Origin of the sequence: Microbacterium halimionae (assembly GCF_011761265.1) — a bacterium.
Taxonomy (GTDB): Bacteria; Actinomycetota; Actinomycetes; order Actinomycetales; family Microbacteriaceae; genus Microbacterium; species Microbacterium halimionae.
In genome coordinates, this window is the sequence record NZ_JAAOZB010000001.1 from 496,859 (window position 1) to 517,575 (window position 20,717).

Here is a 20,717-nt window from a genome sequence, read left to right on the forward strand (position 1 = left end):
GGTCCGCCCTCAGGTGCGATTTCTCGTCAATTGGATGCAGTCGAAGCTGTCACAGCTTCACTCGTGAGGCCGTGGTCGACCGGTCGATACGACCACATCGCCGCGACATAGAGGACCGCACCCAAAAGCGCTCCGATGACCCAGGCGAAGCCGCTGAGAGCGGCGAGTGCGGGCACCCAGACGGCGGCAATGGAGAACACCGCGGCGAGAGCGATCACGACGATCGCTCGCCCGTTCCACCCCTTTTGGTAGAAGTACCTTCCAGTCGGACTCATCGAATACAGATCCGAGACCTTCACGGAGCGCCGCTGGATGATGTAGTAGTCGGCGACGAGAACTCCGTACAGCGGCGCGAGGATAGCTCCCAGCGTGTCGACGAAGACCGGCAATCCGACCTGGCTGATCACAGCGACCCAGAGTGCTCCGATGATGAAACCAAATGCCGCAGTGAGATATCCCCCGGCTTTGAAGCTGATGCGCTGGGGCGCGAGGTTTGAAAGGTCGTACGCCGGCGGGATGAAGTTCGCCACCAGGTTGATTCCGACCGTCGCGATGACAAAGGTGATCGCCGCAATAATCGTGAGGAAAACATTGCCAACCAGCCCGACGATTTCTGCGGGGTTGGTCACCGGTTCCCCCTCGCCTCCCTGCAACACGATGTACGCCCCCGCAGTGATGAAAAGGCTGAGGAATGTGAAGAACGTGAGGCTCACGGGAAGACCGAGGAAGTTGCCCCGCCGCATTGTCTTCTCGCTCTTGGAGAATCGTGCAAAGTCGCCGAAGTTGATGATGACAGCCGAGAAATAGGCGATCATCGTGCCGATCACACCGATAAACGCGCCGACGGCTGCCCAGCCCTCGACCGATGCATTGTTGAAGATTGAACCAACTGCCGGCAACAGACGGTCACCGGCCTGCACCCAGATCGCGACCAGCAGCACAATCATCACGACGTAAACGGCAGGACCAGCAAAGTTCAAGAAGCGTTCGATCCACGCAATGCCGCGCACAAACAGCAGAACCTGGAGCGCCGCCACGAGCACATACGAAACCCAGTCGATCAGATCCATGCCCAAGAACGTGGGCAGTGCTGGACTGTTGAAAATCGCATCGAGCGCGAGAGCGACCGCGGTAGAGGCGAAGTACGTCTGAGCGCCGTACCAGAATATTGCGACGATGCCTCGAATCAGTGCGGGGAGCTGTGCCCCGCGCACCCCCATGCTCGACCGTGCCATCACCGCGTAGGGAATTCCGTATCGCACGCTCGGTTTGCCCGTCAGGTTTACCAGGAAGTTGACGAAGAACCCGGCCAGGATGATGGCGGCGAATACCCACCAGCCGTTGATGCCTGCGGTGACGAACAAGCTTGCCGCGAGCGTGTACCCGGCAAGGCTCTGCACGTCGTTCGTCCAGACGTTGAAGATCTCGAAAGATCCCCACCGCCGCTTTTTTTCGGGTAACGGAGCAAGATCTTCGTTGTAGAGATTCGGGTGCAGATCGCTCCCTGCATCGGTGTCAAAAGATCCTGCGGGAAGTGTCACGGTCATGAGGTTCTCCAGTCGCAACAAGGCGGGTGGGATGGTTCTCTCGCGCCGGCGGCGCCGTGGCGATCACGTTAGGGGGTGGCGCGATGTGACCGGTTTCGGATATGTAAAATTCACCCTCGGATGCAGAAAAAGATCACCCTCGTGCGCGGGCATCCGTTGCGAGCGGGTAGCGTGTGCGCGTGGATCTTGACGAATTCAACGCCCTATCCGAGTCCGACGCCGAAACCATGGTCCAGGTATGGGCAGCAATCCCCGGGTGGGTCGACGCCGTTGTGGCTGGCCGGCCATACAGCTCGGTCGATGCGCTCATCTCGTACGCTGCAAACCTTGCCTCGGTGTGGTCACGTGCCGATCTCGACGCCGCCCTCAGTCACCACCCACGCATCGGCGACAAACCGAGTGGCTCCGGAGCGACTGCTGAGGCATCCCGCTCCGAGCAGTCATCGATGTTGACCGCCGCCGACGACATCGTCAGGGCTCTCGCCGCCGGAAACGCAGACTACGAAGCCCGATTCGGCCGGGTTTTTCTCATTCGCGCTGCGGGGCGGACCCCCGCCGAGATGCTGTCGCAGTTGCACCGCCGCCTTGAGAACGATGACGCCGTTGAAGCACGCGAAGCGACCGAACAACTCGCGGAGATCGCACTCCTGCGGCTTCGCACGACAATTGACACCGATACCGTGACCCCTGAGGAACAGGAATGACCACTCACCTAACAACCCATGTTCTCAACGCGAGCACCGGTGCACCAGCCGCGGGCGTCGGAGTTGTGCTCGCCGACGTCACGGGTGCCTTGGTCGCGCAAGGAAATACCGACTCAGATGGAAGACTTGCCCTCGGCCCAGAAAAACTCGCATCCGGTGACTACGCACTGACGTTCGCCACACGTGAGTACTTTTCCAGCCATGGCGTAGAGACGTTTTACCCGTCGGCCACTGTCACTTTCACAGTGACTGACGAGCGGCACTACCACGTGCCCCTGCTGCTGAGCCCGTTCGCGTACTCGACGTATCGCGGCAGTTGACAGCCTCAGTTACACGTGAAACAGCGAGTGCAGGTTGTCGTCGCCGACGGCTGATCGCCCGCCGAGGCCGTCGAGTTCGAGTAAGACAGCAGTGCCCGTAACGATGCCGCCGACCTCGGCGACCAGCGTGTGGGCGGCAGCAATTGTGCCACCCGTTGCGAGCACATCGTCGAGCAGCAAAACTCGCGTACCGGGCGCAATGTCATCGTGCATTTCGATTGCCGCGTCTGCGTACTCCAGGGTGTACGACACGGATGCCGCGGGCCTGGGTAGCTTGCCAGCCTTCCGAATCGGAATGAGACCCACCCCGGCAGCGATCGCTGCCGCACCCGCCAGGAGAAAGCCGCGCGCTTCGATTCCCGCGACGACGTCGAATGTGCCGGCAAACGGCTCGAGCAGACCGTCGACCGTGGCGCGGAGGGCATCCGCATCCGCTAACAACGGTGCGATGTCGCGAAAAACGATCCCCGGCTTCGGGTAGTCGGGGATAGAGACGATGAGAGATTCGGCGCGCGCCAAAGCCTCAGAAGTGTTGCGGGGCATGGATATCAGCCTACCGGGGCGGCGCTTTCGCCCTGCGAAAGCTGTTCCCGTAGCCTTAGCGCCATGACTTTGCTCACTGAGACTGCCGGTTCTGAGTGGTGGCGTTCCGCTGTCATCTACCAGATCTATCCGCGCTCGTTCGCTGACAACAACGGTGATGGCATGGGAGATCTGCCCGGAATCACCTCTCACCTGAGTGATCTCGCCTCGCTCGGTATTGATGCGATCTGGCTGAGCCCGTTTATGACGTCGCCTCAAAAAGACGCCGGCTACGACGTCGCGGACTACTGCGACGTCGACCCGATCTTCGGCACGATGAGTGACTTCGACGTCATGCTGAAGACGGCTCATACCCTCGGCATCCGCGTCATTGTCGACCTGGTGCCCAATCACTCATCTGACCAGCACGCGTGGTTTCAGCAGGCGCTTGCAGCTGCCCCTGGCAGCCCCGAGCGTGCCCGCTATATGTTCCGCGATGGCCAAGGCCCCGACGGCTCGCTCCCACCCAACAACTGGGATTCGGTGTTTGGCGGGTCAGCATGGTCACGCCTCACCGAGCCTGATGGCGCACCCGGTCAGTGGTACCTGCACCTGTTCGACGAGTCGCAGCCCGATTTTGATTGGAGCAACCCAGAGGTGCGCGAGTACTTCGAGGGCGTGCTCCGGTTCTGGCTCGACCGTGGCGTCGACGGCTTCCGCGTCGATGTTGCGCACGGTCTCATCAAGATGGACGGGCTCCCCGATTACACGCCCGACCCTGAGGGCGGCTCAATGGGCGGTGACGCCGACGACGTGCCGTACTGGGGTCAGCCGGCAGTTCACGAGATCTACCGCGAATGGCACAAGCTGCTCGCCACCTACGACGACGACCGGGCGCTCTGCGCCGAAGCGTGGCTGCCGACCCCAGAAAAGACAGCACTGTGGGTGCGTCCAGACGAGATGCATCAGGCTTTCAATTTTCCCTACCTTGTGACCGAGTGGGATGCCGTTGCCCTCCGCCGCGTCATTACTGAATCGCTCCGCGCGTTTCCCGGTGTGGGCGCGCCCCCCACGTGGGTGCTCTCGAATCACGACGTCGTGCGTCACGCGTCTCGCCTGGCCCTCACCGCCGACAACCCGCAGGGTGACGGCATCGGGCCAAAGTCACAGGGAAAGCCCGACCCTGCGGTGGGTCTTCGCCGCGCCCGCGCGGCCACAACTCTCATGCTTGCGCTGCCCGGCAGCGCCTACATCTATCAGGGCGAAGAGCTGGGACTTCCCGAAGCGATGGAGATCCCTGACGACGCGCGGCAAGACCCCACCTGGTTCCGCACGAACGGTGAGCGGTACGGACGCGACGGATGCCGCGTGCCGATCCCGTGGCAAAGCGGCGCCCCCGCGTACGGGTTCAACGACACCGGTGCCTCCTGGCTGCCACAGCCCGAGGAATGGGCTGGCCTCACGCGCGATCTGCAAGAGGCAGACTCCGAATCCACGCTCTGGCTCTACCGCACGCTCCTCGCGGAACGACGGGAACGCGGTCTCGGCGTCGGCACGCTTGAGTGGCTCGAGGGTTTCGGCGACGACGTCATCGCGTTCCGAAACGACGCCGTCACGGTGATCGTCAACATCGGTGCAGCGCCAGTTCAGCTACCGGCCGGAGTCGTTGTGACATCCAGTGGGCCGCTCGAGGGTGCACAGCTCCCCGTTGACACCGCCGTTTGGCTCGAAACCGTCTAGGCGCGGCGGGCGATAGCGCCCAGGACTCGATCTACCGCAACGTAGAGAAAGCCGACAGCTTCGAGCGCCACCGTGAGCGCCAAGAACCATACGGCTACCCCGCCGATGCCGAGCTCTTCAACGTTCATGAATGGATACGGGTACGCGCGGTCGTACCCAAAGTCGCCACCGGCCGCGCTCCACGCGTAGGCGAAGGCAAGATACGCGAACGGGATGAGTGCCCACAGGGGCGGGTCATACCAACGCAATCGACCCTTCGGCGTGAACAACAACCAGTCGCCGATGATCAGGCACGGCGCAATGATGTGAATGAGATTGTCGGTGAGCGTGAACGGCGTGTAGCCGCTGCCCTGCGTAAAACTGATCGGCACGAGCACGATCAGGTAGATGAGCATCGTGGTGGTAATTGTCATCATGACAGCCCCGCCTCCGCGCGCCGACGGCGTTGACCCGCCGCGCACGCCGTCGGATCGCAGATCGAGCGCAGTACGGATGCTGAGGGCCACTGCCCACACCAGGCACAGGATGTTGGACTGCACCGTGTAGAACAAAAACTCGGTGCCCGACACGTCACCGGAGAAGACACCCGTGATTCGGCCGAGGCCGATCGTGATCACGATGACGGTAAGCACGCGGTAGGCGAGAGCGATGCGGCGGTCGGGGAGGAACATGCTGCGATCGTAGTAGCGCACCGCCCACGACACCCGCGGCGCGGCGTAGCCTGGAGGGATGACCTCTTTGCCTGCGCTTGATGCAGGAGCGCTCCGCGCCGACTTCCCCATTTTGGCCCAGAGTGTCAACGATCAGCGTCTCGTGTACCTTGACTCTGCCGCCACGAGCCAAAAGCCGCAGGCTGTCATCGACACCGAGATCGCGTTCCTCGCGCAGACCAACTCGGCGGTTCATCGCGGCGCTCACACTCTCGCCGCCGAAGCAACAGTGCTGTTCGAAGATGCTCGTGCCCGTGTCGCCGCCTTCGTCGGTGCCGACGAAGAGCAGCTCGTCTGGACGAGCGGTGCGACCGCCGGAATCAACCTCATTGCGTACTCGATCGGCAATGCGACGGTCGGCCGCGGGGGCTCGGACGCACGCAGATTTGCGCTCGCTCCGGGCGACGAGATCGTCGTGACCGAGGCCGAGCACCACGCCAACCTCATTCCTTGGCAAGAGCTTGCTGCCCGCACGGGTGCCGTGCTGCGACACATTCCCGTGCACGAAGACGGGACGCTCGCACTCGACGCTGCGGCATCCCTCATCAGCGCGCGCACCAGGATCGTTGCCTTTCCCCATATTTCGAATGTGCTGGGCATCATCAACCCGGTCGCAGAACTCGTCATTCTCGCCCAGAGCGTCGGTGCGCTCACGGTGCTCGACGCGTGCCAGTCAGCGCCACATGTGCCCCTGGATCTGCCCGCGCTCGGTGTCGATCTCGCTGTCTTCTCCGGCCACAAAATGCTCGGCCCCTACGCCATCGGCGGCCTCTACGGTCGGGCTGAGATCCTCGATGCTCTCCCGCCATTTATGACGGGCGGATCAATGATCACGACTGTCACGCTTGATAGCGCCGACTACCTTCCGGCTCCCCAACGGTTCGAAGCCGGAACGCAGCCCGTCTCACAGGCCATCGCGTTGGCCGCCGCAGTCGAGTACCTCGACGCTGTCGGCATGACAGCGATTCACGCTCACGAACGCGTGCTGGAGCGACGGATGCGTGAAGGTCTCCGCCGAATCGACGGCATCCGCCTGCTGGGCGACGCTGCCGACGGTGTGGACCGTGTCGCCCTCAGCGCTTTCGAGGTGCAGGGCGTCCACGCGCATGACGTGGGTCAGTTTCTCGACGCACGCGGAATTGCTGTTCGCGTCGGTCACCACTGTGCGCAGCCACTTCACCGCCGCTTCGGGATGACGGCATCCGTTCGCGCATCGGCCTCGCTCTACAACACGGAGGAAGACATCGACATGTTGCTTGATGGAGTATCTGGTGTGCGCTCATTCTTCGGAGTCACGGCATGAGCGGGCTCGAAGGGCTCTACCAAGAGCTCATCCTTGATCACTCCAAGGCCCGCGACGGCTTCGGCCTCGAAGACGCCGACGGCCGAAGCGCCGATTCACATCAGCGAAACCCCATCTGCGGCGACGAAATCACCCTGCGCGTGCGCGTCGATGAAGACGGAGCGGTTCGCGATGTGAGCTGGGAAGGCGCTGGCTGCTCGATATCGCAAGCGTCGGCATCGATGCTCACCGGCCTCGTTGAGGGGATGCCGCGCACCGAAGCCGACGCCCTGATCGCCGGATTCCGCGAAGTTCTGCGCTCCCGCGGCAAGCTCACACTCGACGAAGACATGTTCGGCGACGCCGCAGCGCTTTCGGGTGTCTCGAGGTACACAGCACGCGTTAAGTGCGCGATGCTCGCGTGGGTCGCCCTGGAAGACGGTCTCTCGCGCGCCTAGCGCTATGCGTTCGTGCGGTCGAACATCTTGCTCCAGAATCCGCCGCTTGATTCTGCCTTCGGGTGACCGCTGCACCACTGACTCGACGGGACCGAGCGCTTCACACTGCCGACGTGTTGGCCGCATCCGGCCCACGTCGTTTTTCCACACGTTTTGCAGTTGACTGCGTTGCACACGATGTACACACCTTTCGAGGTCTTTCGGATACCCCACTGGGTATACGCTATACCCCGTACGGTATGACAATGAACGGGGAGATCACAAATGCGGACCATCATCATCGGCGGCGTGGCGGGCGGGATGTCAGCAGCCACAAGGCTCCGCCGGCTCGACGAGTCCGCCGAAATCATCGTCTTTGAACGCGGCCCCTACGTCTCGTGCGCAAACTGCGGACTGCCCTACTACGTGGGCGGAATCATCACCGACCGCTCGGAGCTTCTACTGCAGACACCGTCTTCTCTACACCGCCGGTTTCGGCTCGACGTCCGCACCGGCCACGAGGTTGTCTCGATCGATACCGATCTGAAGCTCGTGACGGTCATCGAGCTCGCAACGTCTACAACCTCGACGGAGCACTACGACACTCTCATTCTTGCCGTCGGTGCCGCGGCGCGAAGCGACAGCACCTTTGGCGACATCCCTACCCATACTCTCCGCACTGTGGATGACGTCGACGCCATCACTGCGCTCCTTGAACGCGATGGCGGCACCCGCTCAGCGCTCGTGATCGGCGGCGGTTTCATCGGGCTCGAGGCGGCCGAGAACCTGGTTGGCCGAGGCCTGCACACCACGCTGATCCAGCGCGGCCCCCACATTTTGTCGCCTCTCGATCCCGAGATGACAGTCCCACTTGAATCACACCTGCGCGCGCATGGTGTCGATGTGCACACGTCGACAGTGATCGAGAACGTCACTGGAACGCTGGTTCAGCTCAGTGATGGCACACAGCAGCAGCCTGACCTCATCATCGATGCGAGCGGAGTTCGACCCCAGACGGCGCTCGCCCTCACAGCCGGTGTGCGACTCGGGCCCACCGGCGGCATCGCGGTCGACGACCAGAACCGTACGAGCGATGCGCATATCTTTGCTGTTGGTGACGGCGTCGAGAAGATAGACGCCCGCACCGGCAAACCCGCACTCGTCACGATGGCAGGACTCGCGAACCGTCATGGGCGCACGACTGCTGATGTCATCGCTGGTGCGAGCGACACCAACGCACCTTCTCTCGGCACAGCGATTGTCGCCGTCTTCGACATGGTCGCAGCAAAGGTTGGTTCAAGCGAAGCTGAATTACGCGCAGCGGGCATGCCCGTTCGCGCTATCCACACGCACCCGACTTCGCACGCCGGGTACTACCCGGGCGCCGAGGGAATGTCGATGAAGCTTCTCGTCGACCCAGAATCCGACCGGATTCTGGGTGCACAGATCGTGGGTGGTGCTGGCGTCGACAAGCGCATCGACATCATCGCCGTCGCAATGACGGCGGGACTTGAGGCATCCGCTCTCGCAAAGCTCGAGCTCGCCTACGCGCCGCAGTTCGGGTCGGCAAAAGACCCCATCAATCAGCTCGGGTACGTCGCCGATAACCTGCGCACCGGCGCGACTCGCTCGGTGCAGTGGCACGAACTTGAGAACGCGCGGGCGGATGGCGCGACGCTTATTGACGTGCGCTCCGCAGCCGAATTTGCGGCCGGCAGCATTCCCGGCGCGCTCAACATTCCGGTCGACGAATTACGCGAACGCCTCGACGAGTTGCCCGACGGACCTGTGGTCGTTCACTGCCAGGTGGGGCAGCGCGGCCACACCGCGGCTCGGATTCTCACGCAGCACGGCATTGACGCCGTAAACCTCGACGGCGGGTTCCGCACCTGGGCTGCTGGAGCCGAAGTGCGAGAACCCGCCGTCGAAGTTATCTAGTCGCGATCACTGTTGTCGTCGCTAGCAGCGTTCTAGTCGCGCGCAGCGCTCGGGCGAGGAGCGCGGCGGCGACGAGGTGCACCGGAACGGTCACCCGAACGGTCGCCAGCAGCTGCGGGGCGGCCAGAGCCACGACGAGCACCCGACGCGCCGGGCTTCTTCGACGGAGTGTGATTTACCGTCACGGGAGCCGGCTTGACGTACGGAGCGTGCGCACCGACGAGTTCAACCACCGGGGCGCCATCAGCTGTGACGCGCTCGAACGGAACCGAGATTCCAGCCTTACGCAGCAGGTCCGTGACATCGCGACGCTGTGATTCGAGCGTTACGGTGACGACAGTTCCCTCAGCACCGGCGCGAGCGGTACGGCCCGAGCGGTGCAAGTACGCTTTGTGCTCCATAGGCGGGTCTACGTGAACAACGAGTTCAACGTTGTCGACGTGCACGCCACGAGCAGCGACGTCGGTTGCCACGAGCACCCGAACTCCGCCCTTTTCAACTGGAGCGCCAAATGACGCGAGGTTACGCTCACGTGCCGACTGCGAGAGGTTTCCGTGCAGATCAACGGCGGGGATGCCTGCTGCCGTCAGAACCTTGGCGAGCTTCTTTGCCTGGTGCTTGGTGCGGGTGAAGAGGATGCGGCGGCCCAGGCCCGAGGCAAGAGCACGAACGAGGTCGGACTTCTCGGCGTCGCTGACCATCAACACGCGGTGTGTCATAGCTGCGGCGGGAACGCTCGACTCGTCGACTTCGTGACGAACCTCGTCGCGAAGGAAACGACGCACGAGACCATCGACACCGCGGTCGAGGGTCGCGCTGAACAGCAAACGCTGACCGCCCTGCGGCGTTGCGTTGAGAATGCGAGTAACTCCGGGAAGGAATCCGAGGTCGGCCATGTGGTCGGCCTCATCGAGCACGGCGATTTCGACGCGGTCGAGGTTGATGACGCCCTGCTTCATGAGGTCTTCGAGGCGACCGGGGCAGGCAACGACGATGTCAACACCGGCGCGGAGTGCTTGCTCCTGCGGGCGCTGGCTCACGCCACCGAAAATTGTGGTGACGTTCAGGCCAGTCGCGGCGCCAAGAGGCACGAGCACTGCAGCGATCTGGGTAGCCAGCTCACGAGTCGGTGCAAGAACGAGGCCGCGGGGGCGACCAGGAGTGCGGCGTGCGGCGTTAGCTGCACTCAACCGCGCAACCATAGGAAGAGCGAACGCAATGGTTTTTCCGCTGCCGGTGCGGCCACGGCCGAGCACGTCACGGCCAGCGAGAGAGTCAGGAAGAGTGCCTTCCTGAATCGGAAAGGCTTCCGTCTTACCGGAGTCGGCAAGTACACGGGCCAGGGGCGCGGGCACGCCAAGGTCAAGAAAAGTAGGCATAGAAAATGAATCTTTCGGGTAAACACGATCGAAACTGACCGCAAATGGGCGACGGCGCGAATTCGCGCATCGGTTCGCCGCTCGAGAAGTGCCACAGCCAGAGGGCCGGGAAGCGTATCGACGACGCAGGCGCTAGAAAAGCACCGAGACAACGGTAGCACGCGTCACCTGTGGGTCCGGCTGATGACGACAACCTGGGCATCTTCCTAGCAACGCGCCACATTCCGCCTTGTGCATAGGCCTCCCCGTACGCTGGCCCTAGCGATCGGCAGCTGCCTTTGGCTCCACACGACGATCGAAGTAGGTTCGCCATCGCTATTGCCGCTCCCGTCGCTCAGCTCGGGCCCATTCGTCAGACCTACGCAGGCACCGATACCTTCCCGCACCTCACACGTGCGTACACGGAGGTTTCGAAGGTCACGCGAGAGACGGGACTACTGAAGCGCGCGCGCGGCTTCTACGCTCTCGTCGGCGGCATCCTCGCCATCTGCCTCGCGGGTTGCGTCACGGGATTCATCCTGCTCGGAGACAGCTGGTTCCAGTTGCTGATCGCAGGTGCCCTCGGCATCATCCTGACCCAGATTGCGTTCGTCTCTCATGAGGCAGCGCACCGTCAAATTCTCGAGTCCGGTCCCCGCAACGATCGTCTCGCTCGCGGCCTGATCAGCGGTGTTGTCGGCATGAGCTATTCGTGGTGGTCGAGCAAGCACACGCGTCACCACGCCAACCCGAACCGCGTCTCTCGTGACCCCGACATCGAAGTCGACACAGTTTCTTTCCTCGAAGAAGATGCCGCCAAGGCTCGAGGCCTTCACGTTTTTCTCACTCGTCGCCAGGGCTGGTTCTTCTTCCCGCTGCTCACGCTCGAGGGTTTGAACCTCCACTATCTCGGCGTCAAGCACCTCACCACGACGAAGAACGTCAAGGGTCGCTGGATTGAACTCAGCCTCATCGCCGGTCGCTTTGCACTGTACCTCTCGCTGCTGTTCTGGGCGCTGCCCCTCGGCATGGCTTTCGCATTCCTCGGCGTGCAGCTCGCCGTCTTCGGTGTCTACATGGGTGCCGCTTTTGCGCCCAACCACAAGGGCATGCCGATCGTTGACCGCGACGCCAAGCTCGATTTCTTCACCAAGCAGGTACGCACCTCCCGCAACATCAGCGGTGGCTGGTACACGACATGGCTCATGGGCGGACTCAACTATCAGGTCGAGCACCACCTCTTCCCGAACATGCCTCGCCCGCACCTCGCGAAGGCTCGTTTGATCGTGCGTGACTACTGCGAAACGCTCAATGTTCCCTACACCGAGACAACGCTCTTGCGCTCCTATGCGATCGTCATCGAATACCTCAACCGCGTGGGCCTCGCCGCTGGCGACCCATTCGATTGCCCCGTGTCGTCGGAGTTCCGCCGCGTCTAAGCGGTTGTGATTCGTTCGAGCCGCGCGTAGTGCGCTCTTTCCATCTGTGGTCAGACCACATATGCTCGCGGTATGACATCACCACAGCTTCCGCGACGAATCGGCACTGGGGTGCTCGCGCTCGCGACAGCGCTCAGCCTCGCTGCATGCACGAACAGCGCTGAGCCCGAGGCATCCGCTACCGCGTCGAGTGCCTTGTCGGTGCTCGCCGAAGACGGAATCGTCATTGGGTCAGGTCCGATCAATGTCGAGATGTGGGGAGACCCCGCCTGCCCCCATTGCGCTGAGCTTGATGAAGCGATCGGCACTGACATGGCCGACCTTGTGGCCGCCGGCGACATCACCATGACACTTCATCCCATGACCTACGTCAGCGAAAAACGCGGCGACACCACCGACTACTCAACGCGCGCGAGTGCCGTGCTGCTTGCCGTATCGGGCGCAGGCGAGACGGATGCCGTGCTCCCCCTGTACTCGCTGATTCAAGCCAATCAGGTCTCTGAATCCGGTAGCCCTTCCAATGATGACCTTGTGCAGTACGCGGAGCAGGCGGGTGCTGCTGCCGATCTTTCGACGGCGATCGCAGATTTTTCCGCGACTGCAACAGCATCGAACGACTACTGGCTCGGCCGTGAGATTCCCGGCACAACGGAAGTCATCGACCACGTGCCGACTCTCGTGATCGACGGCACGGTGTTCGAAGTACGCGAAGACGGCAGCGACGCAGCGAGGTTCTCGGCGGCAGTAGAGCAGGCGCGGGCGTAGCCGAACTAGACTGAGCGGGTCCGGCATCCCTGAGTTTCTGGAGTCCAGCCGCGTGCCTACTTCCTCTCCCACGACGCCTGCCTTGGCAGACACCGTCGACAACGCCGTCGCCACTCCTGAGAAGGAGCAGCCCTACGCCGCCCTCGGCCTCAAAGCCGACGAGTATGCACAGATCCGCGAGATTCTGGGGCGTCGCCCCACGAGCGGCGAGCTTGCCATGTACTCGGTGATGTGGAGCGAACACTGCTCCTATAAGTCGAGCAAAAACTACCTGCGCCAGTTCGGCCAGAAGGTCACCGACAAAATGCGCGAGAAGCTCATGGTCGGGATGGGTCAAAACGCTGGCGTCGTCGACATCGGTGAAGGTTGGGCTGTCACTTTCAAGGTGGAGTCGCACAACCACCCGAGCTACATCGAGCCGTTCCAGGGCGCCGCAACCGGCGTCGGCGGCATCGTCCGCGATATTATCTCCATGGGCGCCCGCCCCGTCGCGATCATGGATCAGCTGCGCTTCGGCGCCATCGACCACCCCGATACCGCTCGCGTTGTGCACGGCGTGGTTTCGGGCATCTCGTTCTACGGCAACTGCCTCGGACTGCCGAATATCGGTGGCGAGACTGTGTTCGACCCGGTATATCAGGGCAACCCGCTCGTGAACGCCCTCGCGGTCGGCGTGCTGCGTCACGAAGACCTGAAGCTTGCCAATGCCTCCGGCACCGGCAACAAGGTTGTGCTCTTCGGCGCACGTACCGGCGGCGACGGAATCGGTGGCGCATCAATTCTTGCCTCCGACACATTCGCTGATGGCGGACCCACCAAGCGCCCCGCGGTGCAGGTTGGCGACCCGTTTGCCGAGAAGGTACTCATCGAGTGCTGCCTCGAGCTGTACCGAGACGAACTGGTTGAGGCCATTCAAGACCTCGGTGCTGCCGGTATCTCATGTGCGACGAGTGAACTCGCCGCCAATGGCGGTTCCGGCATGCGCGTCGACCTCGAAAACGTGCTGCTGCGCGACCCTTCGCTTACTCCAGAAGAGATTCTGATGAGCGAGTCGCAAGAGCGCATGATGGCGATCGTTGCCCCCGAAAAACTCGACGCGTTCTTGGCTGTCGTCGGCAAGTGGGATGTTGAAACCAGCGTTCTTGGTGAAGTGACCGGTGATGGTCGGCTGCAGATTTTCTGGCACGGTGAAGAGATCGTCAATGTCGATCCTTCGACAGTGGCCGTTGATGGTCCGGTCTACGACCGCCCCGTCGCCTATCCCACCTGGATCGACGCGCTCCGTGACGACTCCGCTGCGGCCCTCGAACGGCACAACGATGCCGACACGCTTCGCGAGCAGTTCTTGAAGCTCGTGGCGAGCCCGAACCTCGCCGACCCGTCGTGGATCACCAACCAGTACGACTACTACGTGCTGGGAAACACTGCTCTCTCGTTCCCCGACGACGCTGGCATGATCCGGGTCGATGAGAACTCGGGTCTCGGCTTCGCTATCGCAACCGACTGCAACGGCCGGTTCTGCCAGCTCGACCCGTACGAGGGCGCAAAGCTCGCTCTCGCGGAGGCATACCGCAACGTCGCCGTCACCGGCGCAACTCCGGCAGCTGTCACCGACTGCCTCAACTTCGGCAGCCCCGAGAACCCCGAGGTCATGTGGCAGTTCTCCCGCGCAGTCGAAGGACTGAGCGACGGATGCCTCGAGCTCGGCATCCCGGTAACCGGTGGCAACGTCTCGTTCTACAACCAGACCGGCGACACTCCGATTCACCCGACGCCCGTGGTTGGCGTCTTGGGCGTCATCGATGATGTCGCCCACCGGATCCCGAGCGGATGGCAAGACATCGGCGAGAACATCTACCTGCTCGGTGTGACCGCGATGGAACTCAGCGGGTCAGCATGGGCCGCCACGATCCACGGCCACCTCGGTGGACCTCCCCCAACCGTTGACCTCGCCGGAGAAAAGCGCCTCGCGGAACTGCTTCGGGCAGCGTCCGATCAGAGCCTCATCTCCAGCGCGCACGACCTTTCGGAGGGTGGCCTCGCCCAGTCACTCGCCGATGCTGTCAAGCGGTTCGGCGTTGGCGCGCGTGTGTGGCTGAGCGAAATCAGCGAACGCGACGGGGTGGATGCGGCATCCGCACTCTTTTCGGAGTCGACTGGTCGAGTGATTGTCACTGTCCCCCGCGAAGAAGACGTGAAGTTCCGCGGACTCTGCGCGGGACGCAACTACCCGGTGCTACGCATCGGCGTCACCGATTCTCCCGCCGAGGGCGAGCCAACCCTCGAAGTTCAAGATGTGTTCACGGTGCCCATCAATGAACTGCGTTCGATTTCAGCCGCGACGCTTCCCGCCGCCTTCGGACCCACCATTTCTGAGCCCGGAATTTAGGAGTTCGACATGAGCGACGAAGACTACGGCGACCTCAACACCAAACGTCAGATGCGCATGAAGATTGTGGCGTGGTCGGTTATTGTGGCGCTGATCCTCGTGGGTGGTGGCTCAACCGTCATCGCGCTGATCTTCGGTTAAACCCTCGGCGATATCTGAGGACACGTAGGGTGAACACGTGGAGCCTTTAGTTGAGTTCCTCGCCCTCTGGTGGTGGACTGCGCCTACAGCTCTAGGAGTGGGCACTGCGAGCTACTTTGGCGTGACAACTGGCCGCCGCCGATCGCGCCGGCTGGCACTGAATGCCGCCCGCGTTCAGGAGCAGGCGGCAGTCCGTACCGCCCTCGCCGCACGCGCTGACACTCGGTCAGCACAAGCCAAGGTGCATGCAGCTCGGGGTGGTGCTCCCGGCCTCGCACTACCTGACGCGCGCCGTGCCCTTGCAGAGGCGAAGCGCCTCCAGCGTTCAACCGCGCTTGCGCTGCGCGCAGCGCGGGGTGAGGTTCGCGCGGAGCGCGCACGCTTGGGCGCTACGTCGTCTCACGAGGACCTGCCGCTGGTTCGGCTCGTTCGGCAACACGACCAGGTCGCTTCGCGCTGGCTTGAGTATGAAACCGACGTTGAACTCTCAATCGCAGTGCCGCAGTTGAGTGATCCACGTCGGCCCGAAACTGCGGCATTCCTCCGCGCAATGCAGCAGGCTCAGTGGCTCCGCCCTGCTGACGACGCAACTCGAATGGATCCCGCAGCGTACACGGCGTATCGCGACGCGGTCGCCGACATGGCCGCAGCATTCGACCACGCCGAAGATGCCGCGCTCCGCGCTTCAGCCCACGTCGGCCGCCTCCCTCGGCGTGCGACGCCTCCCAATCCACCACAGACCGGTTAGCCCACTCGCACGCGGATAGCATGACAGAGTGCAGCCGTTCTTCGACTTTTTGGGTAGCTACTGGTGGCTCGTCTTTCCCATCGGAGGAATGATGGCCGGTGCTGGTAATGCCTGGGAGCGGAGGTCTCGCCTTCGCCACCGACGCCGGCTCGAAGTCATCAAAGCAAAGGGCGAGTTAAAGGCCGCACACAGTCAGGTGCCCGCTGCGGGAGCTGTCGCAGCCGGGCAGACCGCCGACGAAGATATCGTCCGCGCGCAGTCGCAAAAAGAGCGTATGGCCCGCGTGCTCGCAGCACACGATGCCGTGATCAAGAAGTGGCTCGAGTACGAACTCGACGTCGCCAAGGTGATCGCTTACCCAGCCATGAGCGATGGACGCCAGCCACTCACAGCGGCATTTTTACGAGCGAAGAAAGTCGCTGACAACCTTCGCCCCGAGTCGGACACAGCGAAGCTGACACCAGAGCTGTTCGCTGAGTACCGCGATGCCGTCACCGATTGCGAAGTCGCTTTCGATGTTGCTGAGCGTGATGCGCGCCGCCTGAAGGACGCATCGTTTACTCCCGTAGAGCGCAAGCGCCTCGACACCGCTCAACAGTTGCTTGCGGTAGCGATCGACCAGGCAGCGACGCCTGCTGAACGCCAACTCGCGTATAAGCGAGTGCGGCAAGAACTCGACGGACTGATCTCACTCTCAGACGATGCGATCGACGCCCTCGAAAAACGCGTGGCCCACGAGATTGCGTCGCCACAACGGGAGTCTTCGCACCCCCCGGCGTCTCCGCCGCCCCCCACGACATAACGCGAGGGGTCGCAACATGCCGCATGCCGCGCGCGAGCGCGCGAGCATTATGGCGTGTTGCGACCCCTCGGCGTGGGTTACGCGGGGACTCAGGAAGTGAGCGAGTCCACGTACTCCTGGTTGTCGGAGATCCACTGCTGCACAACGTCGGTGTAGTCGTCGCTACCGCCGTCGCTGAACATGGCGTCTTCGAGTGAGTACAGCGTTTCGCTGGGCATCTTGAAGTCGGCCAACCATCCGTTTACCTCAGAGAACTCGTCAGCAAAGCTGGTCGAGGTCACTGTGTGGATGCCTTCGGCGTCGCCGAGGAGACCCTCGGGGTCCTCAAGGTCCTTGATCGGGAAGGCGTTGTAAGCCCAGTGCGGACGCCACAGGGTGACAGCAACGTTTTCGCCAGCGTCAGTCTTCGACTGAAGTTCAGCGAGCATGGCGGGCGTCGACGAAACGACGAAGTCCATGTTTTCGAGACCGTAGCCGGGGATGACTTCATCCTGCGTCACGGTCACGAGGCCGGAACCGGCTTCGATACCGACAAGCTTGTTGTCGAAGAGATCAGCGTTGTCGGCGAGCTCGGAGAGCGAATCGATGGGCGCGTCCTCGTTCACAGCGATCGTGAGCTTGGCCTCATCGTTCCAGGCGCCGAGATCGACGAGCTCGTCGCCGTAGGTCTCCATGTAGTCCGCGTGCGTGAGCGGCAACCATGTGTCGAGCGTCAGGTCGTAGTTCTCTTTCGAGATACCTGTGTAGACGGCTGCGGGGTCGGCGTATTCCAGTTCGACGTCGTAGCCCTTGTCTTCAAGGATGGCCTTCCACAGCTCAGACGCGGCAATGCCTTCGTCCCAACCGTTGAAGACGGCGATCTTGACGGCGCGGTCACCTGCGGCGTCAGACGAACCTGCGGCGTCGTCGGAGGTTCCTGCGCAACCGGTGAGTGCGAGGGCCGCAACTCCGGTCAGTGCGATTCCTGCAGTAAGGGTGCTTCTCTTGGTCATCGTGTGTCCTCTCTTTCCGCATGCTGTGCGCGGATCGTTCGGTTGTGAGCACGCCGTTCGACGCGCCCATCCGGCGAGGGATGAGCTCGCCAGGTTGGTGGCGGGTGCGACGTCGAACCCGTAATTCTGTGTGACGGATGCCGGAGGCACCCGTGTTGTTATGCGTTGACGATCGGCGCGCGCTGAGGCGACGCGGTTTTCTCATCGAGCTTTGTGACAGATGATGAGCGGCGCTTGGTGCGCTTGTCTCGCGACGCAAGACCGGAGGTCACACGGTCGAGGATCATCGCGAGTACTACGACCGAACCACCAGCTTCAACGCCGAGCGAGATGTCGATGCGGCTCAGGCTCTGAACGACCTGTCCACCGAGCCCGCCAGCGCCGACCATGCCGGCGATAACGACCATCGAAAGGCTCAACATGATCACCTGGTTAACACCGGCCATGATCGAAGGGAGCGCCAGGGGCAGCTGGATCTGTCGCAGAATGCGGCCGGGCGATGCGCCAAACGCGTGCCCTGCTTCAACAACCTCTTCATCGACACCACGGATACCGAGCTCGGTCAGACGCACTCCGGGTGCGAGTGCGAACACAATCGTTGCAACGATTCCGGGCACGACTCCGACGCCGAACATAATGAGCGCGGGAATCAGGTAAACGAACGCTGGCATCGTCTGAAGGAAGTCGAGAATTGGGCGAATGACGCTTGAAACCTTCTCGTTGCGCGCGGCCCAGATACCCAACGGGATCGCAATCGCTACCGCGACCGCAGAGGCGATGATGACGAGCGCGAGCGAGTCCATCGCGTTGTCCCACTGATTGACGCCAACAATGAGCAACAGTCCGATCGCTGTACCAATCGCCAGAGACCATCCCTTCGCGAGGTACGCGATTGCGGCGAAGACAATGATGATGACCCAGAACGGCGGGCCAGAAAGCACGAAGTCGAGGCCGTCATAGAGGGCGGAGAAAATGACGCTGATGCCATCGAAGAACCACGCGAACGTGTCGATGATCCAGCGGACGACGTTCTCTACGACATCGCCGATGGGGAGGCGGAACATATCGTTCATCGGAGGCTCCCTTCCGTGGACTCGACGGCGTCGATTGTGAGTGTCATTTCGCTTTCCGGCACTGTCGCCGGCACATCGATGACAGGGTTTTCCCGCGTCATCGTGGGAACGTTGCCCAGAGCTGCAAGCAGAGTGACTCGCGGGATAACGCCCATGAGTCGCATTCGGTCATCTACAACCGCGACGGGGATGTGACTTTCCACGGAGCGCTCCACGACATCGGTCAGCGGGTCATCGGGGTGCACAGCTGGCTGCGCGTGGTGAGCCAGCGCGCGCAGATCAGACTTGCCACTCTTGACGGCGCGAATCGCTTCACGGTCGGTGACGATACCCAGGTAGATACGGTTTTCGAGCACCGCGACGGAACCGACCTGCTGGTCGCGCATCACCTTGAGGGCGCCGCGGACGCCGGCACTCACTGGTGTTGTTGCCTGCGGCGGCTCCATCACGCTCGATGCAGTCAGCACACGGGCCCGATCGACGTCCTGCACGAACTGCGCGACGTAGTCGTTGGCCGGGTCGGTGAGGATCTCTTCGGGTGTGCCGTTTTGCACGATGCGACCGTCACGCATGACTGCGATGCGGTCGCCGAGGAACATGGCTTCATTGAGGTCGTGGGTGATGAACACGATGGTCCGACCGAGCTCTTGCTGCAGTTCGACGAGCTGTTCCTGCATCTCACGGCGAATGAGGGGATCAAGCGCTGAAAAGGCTTCGTCCATGAGGAGGATGTCCGTGCCGGAAGTGAGCGCACGGGCGAGCCCAACGCGCTGACGCATACCGCCAGAGAGTTCGTCGGGCATCGCTTCGGCACGGTCGCCGAGACCGACCTTTTCGAGGATCTCCATTGCTCGCGCGCGGCGTTCTTCGCGCCCTACGCCCTGAATCTCCAGCGCGTAGGCGGCGTTGTCGATGACAGTCCGGTGAGGAAGGAGCGCGAAGTGCTGGAAGACCATCGATACTGACTGACGACGGATGCGGCGCAGTTCAGAGGGGGACGCATTCGCAATGCTCTCACCCTGAACCAACACATCGCCGGCCGTCGGCTCAAGCAGCCCATTCAGCATCCGGATGATCGTCGACTTTCCCGAGCCCGACAATCCCATGATGACGAAGATTTCGCCGGGGTTCACGGTGAAGCTGGCGTCGATGACGGCCGCTGTTCCCGAGGATGCGATGTCGGATCGCGACGCACCATCCCGGAGCTTTTGAACTGCCCCGCGCGGGTTGCGTCCGAAGACTTTAAAGAGGCCTTGGGCCTCAATGGCATGCTGCACAGTCACTGTCACCTCGGCAGCACGAGTTCACGGCTGCATCGGTCACGCCCGGGTCAAGATCACTCGCGCTCACACTGAGTTTCGGGACTCGGGAACACACCTGCGACACGTGTCGGACATGTCGCAAAGATCGATAACCATACGATCACCGTCATGGCATCATAGGATGCCGCGATGACCGCGGACTGATCGGAACAGGGTCATTTGACCCGTATCAACGGTATCAGGTGTTGAGGCCGGCGGCCGCTGTGTGGTGCCGGATGACCTCGGCGACAACGAAATTGAACCACTTTTCAGCGAATTCCGGATCGAGTTCTGCTTCTTCTGCGAGGCGGCGAAGGCGCGCCGTCTGCTGCTCTTCACGAGACGGATCAGACGCCGGCATCCCGTGCTCGGCCTTCAATTCGCCGACCTGTTTCGTGCAGCGAAAGCGTTCAGCGAGCATGAAAATAAGAGCGGCATCAACGTTGTCGATGCTCGCTCGCAGCCGGGTCAAGGTGGCTACTGGATCAGCGTCAGTCATGGGGGGCGGC

20 protein-coding genes are annotated in these 20,717 nt (G+C 62.3%); 12 read left to right on the forward strand and 8 right to left on the reverse strand.

What is annotated here, in order from left to right; translation table 11 throughout:
• Positions 1-26: 26 nt before the first annotated feature.
• Positions 27-1,547 (reverse strand): NCS1 family nucleobase:cation symporter-1, encoded by a 1,521-nt coding sequence (locus FHS06_RS02310; RefSeq protein ID WP_167044953.1) that lies wholly within the window; start codon positions 1,545-1,547, stop codon positions 27-29.
• A 179-nt stretch (positions 1,548-1,726) separates the two neighbouring features.
• Between FHS06_RS02310 and uraD the strand changes: the two genes are divergently transcribed.
• Together uraD and uraH are read left to right on the forward strand one after the other, a co-directional pair.
• The gene (gene uraD, locus FHS06_RS02315) at positions 1,727-2,251 is read left to right on the forward strand and encodes a 2-oxo-4-hydroxy-4-carboxy-5-ureidoimidazoline decarboxylase (protein ID WP_167044956.1); all 525 of its coding nucleotides are present in this window, start codon (positions 1,727-1,729) and stop codon (positions 2,249-2,251) included.
• Positions 2,248-2,571 carry a hydroxyisourate hydrolase gene (gene uraH, locus FHS06_RS02320; RefSeq protein ID WP_167044959.1) on the forward strand — a complete coding sequence of 108 codons (324 nt, stop codon included), beginning with the start codon at positions 2,248-2,250 and terminating at the stop codon, positions 2,569-2,571. Before uraD ends, uraH begins: the two co-directional genes overlap by 4 nt.
• Positions 2,572-2,580: 9 nt before the next feature.
• On the opposite strand, the gene FHS06_RS02325 is transcribed toward uraH, so the two are convergent.
• On the reverse strand, positions 2,581-3,114 hold the full coding sequence (locus FHS06_RS02325; protein ID WP_167044962.1) for an adenine phosphoribosyltransferase: 534 nt from the start codon (positions 3,112-3,114) through the stop codon (positions 2,581-2,583).
• 63 nt (positions 3,115-3,177) lie between these two features.
• On the opposite strand from FHS06_RS02325, the gene FHS06_RS02330 reads away from it, so the two are divergent.
• Positions 3,178-4,833 (forward strand): glycoside hydrolase family 13 protein, encoded by a 1,656-nt coding sequence (locus FHS06_RS02330; RefSeq protein WP_167044964.1) that lies wholly within the window; start codon positions 3,178-3,180, stop codon positions 4,831-4,833.
• On the opposite strand, the gene FHS06_RS02335 is transcribed toward FHS06_RS02330, so the two are convergent.
• Positions 4,830-5,504: a Pr6Pr family membrane protein gene (locus tag FHS06_RS02335; protein ID WP_167044967.1), complete on the reverse strand. Its 675-nt coding sequence runs from the start codon at positions 5,502-5,504 to the stop codon at positions 4,830-4,832. The genes FHS06_RS02330 and FHS06_RS02335 overlap by 4 nt on opposite strands.
• Positions 5,505-5,562: 58 nt before the next feature.
• Here FHS06_RS02335 and FHS06_RS02340 point away from each other — a divergent pair, with 58 nt between their 5' ends.
• The 3 genes from FHS06_RS02340 (at position 5,563) to FHS06_RS02350 (ending at position 9,200) form a co-directional block, all read left to right on the forward strand.
• Positions 5,563-6,846, forward strand: coding sequence for a SufS family cysteine desulfurase (locus FHS06_RS02340; protein WP_167044971.1), 1,284 nt, complete (start codon positions 5,563-5,565; stop codon positions 6,844-6,846).
• Positions 6,843-7,283, forward strand: a complete 441-nt coding sequence (gene sufU, locus FHS06_RS02345) for a Fe-S cluster assembly sulfur transfer protein SufU (protein WP_167044974.1) — start codon at positions 6,843-6,845, stop codon at positions 7,281-7,283. The genes FHS06_RS02340 and sufU overlap by 4 nt, the downstream gene beginning before the upstream one ends.
• A gap of 264 nt (positions 7,284-7,547) precedes the next feature.
• Positions 7,548-9,200 (forward strand): FAD-dependent oxidoreductase, encoded by a 1,653-nt coding sequence (locus FHS06_RS02350; protein WP_167044977.1) that lies wholly within the window; start codon positions 7,548-7,550, stop codon positions 9,198-9,200.
• A 32-nt stretch (positions 9,201-9,232) separates the two neighbouring features.
• Here FHS06_RS02350 and FHS06_RS02355 read toward each other — a convergent pair whose 3' ends face one another.
• Entirely contained in the window at positions 9,233-10,579 is a 1,347-nt protein-coding gene (locus FHS06_RS02355) for a DEAD/DEAH box helicase (protein WP_167044980.1), read from the reverse strand.
• A gap of 278 nt (positions 10,580-10,857) precedes the next feature.
• Here FHS06_RS02355 and FHS06_RS02360 point away from each other — a divergent pair, with 278 nt between their 5' ends.
• The 6 genes from FHS06_RS02360 to FHS06_RS02380 all read left to right on the forward strand — a co-directional run bounded on the left by FHS06_RS02360 (position 10,858) and on the right by FHS06_RS02380 (position 16,842).
• Positions 10,858-11,997: a fatty acid desaturase family protein gene (locus FHS06_RS02360; RefSeq protein WP_208387869.1), complete on the forward strand. Its 1,140-nt coding sequence runs from the start codon at positions 10,858-10,860 to the stop codon at positions 11,995-11,997.
• Positions 11,998-12,069: 72 nt separating this feature from the next.
• Positions 12,070-12,762 carry a DsbA family protein gene (locus tag FHS06_RS02365; RefSeq protein ID WP_167044983.1) on the forward strand — a complete coding sequence of 231 codons (693 nt, stop codon included), beginning with the start codon at positions 12,070-12,072 and terminating at the stop codon, positions 12,760-12,762.
• A gap of 52 nt (positions 12,763-12,814) precedes the next feature.
• A complete protein-coding gene (gene purL / locus FHS06_RS02370) occupies positions 12,815-15,151 on the forward strand; it encodes a phosphoribosylformylglycinamidine synthase subunit PurL (RefSeq protein ID WP_310734902.1) in 2,337 nt (778 codons plus the stop codon).
• Positions 15,152-15,160: 9 nt separating this feature from the next.
• Positions 15,161-15,292, forward strand: a complete 132-nt coding sequence (locus tag FHS06_RS14130) for a hypothetical protein (RefSeq protein ID WP_259393104.1) — start codon at positions 15,161-15,163, stop codon at positions 15,290-15,292.
• A 37-nt stretch (positions 15,293-15,329) separates the two neighbouring features.
• The gene (locus FHS06_RS02375; protein ID WP_167044986.1) at positions 15,330-16,040 is read left to right on the forward strand and encodes a hypothetical protein; all 711 of its coding nucleotides are present in this window, start codon (positions 15,330-15,332) and stop codon (positions 16,038-16,040) included.
• 28 nt (positions 16,041-16,068) lie between these two features.
• Positions 16,069-16,842, forward strand: a complete 774-nt coding sequence (locus FHS06_RS02380; RefSeq protein WP_167044989.1) for a hypothetical protein — start codon at positions 16,069-16,071, stop codon at positions 16,840-16,842.
• 89 nt (positions 16,843-16,931) lie between these two features.
• Here FHS06_RS02380 and FHS06_RS02385 read toward each other — a convergent pair whose 3' ends face one another.
• The 4 genes from FHS06_RS02385 to FHS06_RS02400 form a co-directional block, all read right to left on the reverse strand.
• The gene (locus tag FHS06_RS02385) at positions 16,932-17,834 is read right to left on the reverse strand and encodes a glycine betaine ABC transporter substrate-binding protein (protein ID WP_167044992.1); all 903 of its coding nucleotides are present in this window, start codon (positions 17,832-17,834) and stop codon (positions 16,932-16,934) included.
• A 158-nt stretch (positions 17,835-17,992) separates the two neighbouring features.
• Positions 17,993-18,907 (reverse strand): ABC transporter permease, encoded by a 915-nt coding sequence (locus FHS06_RS02390; protein ID WP_167044995.1) that lies wholly within the window; start codon positions 18,905-18,907, stop codon positions 17,993-17,995.
• A complete protein-coding gene (locus FHS06_RS02395) occupies positions 18,904-20,190 on the reverse strand; it encodes a quaternary amine ABC transporter ATP-binding protein (protein WP_167044998.1) in 1,287 nt (428 codons plus the stop codon). The genes FHS06_RS02390 and FHS06_RS02395 overlap by 4 nt, the downstream gene beginning before the upstream one ends.
• Before the next feature lie 217 nt (positions 20,191-20,407).
• On the reverse strand, positions 20,408-20,707 hold the full coding sequence (locus tag FHS06_RS02400; protein ID WP_167045001.1) for a chorismate mutase: 300 nt from the start codon (positions 20,705-20,707) through the stop codon (positions 20,408-20,410).
• Between the last annotated feature and the right edge of the window lie 10 nt (positions 20,708-20,717).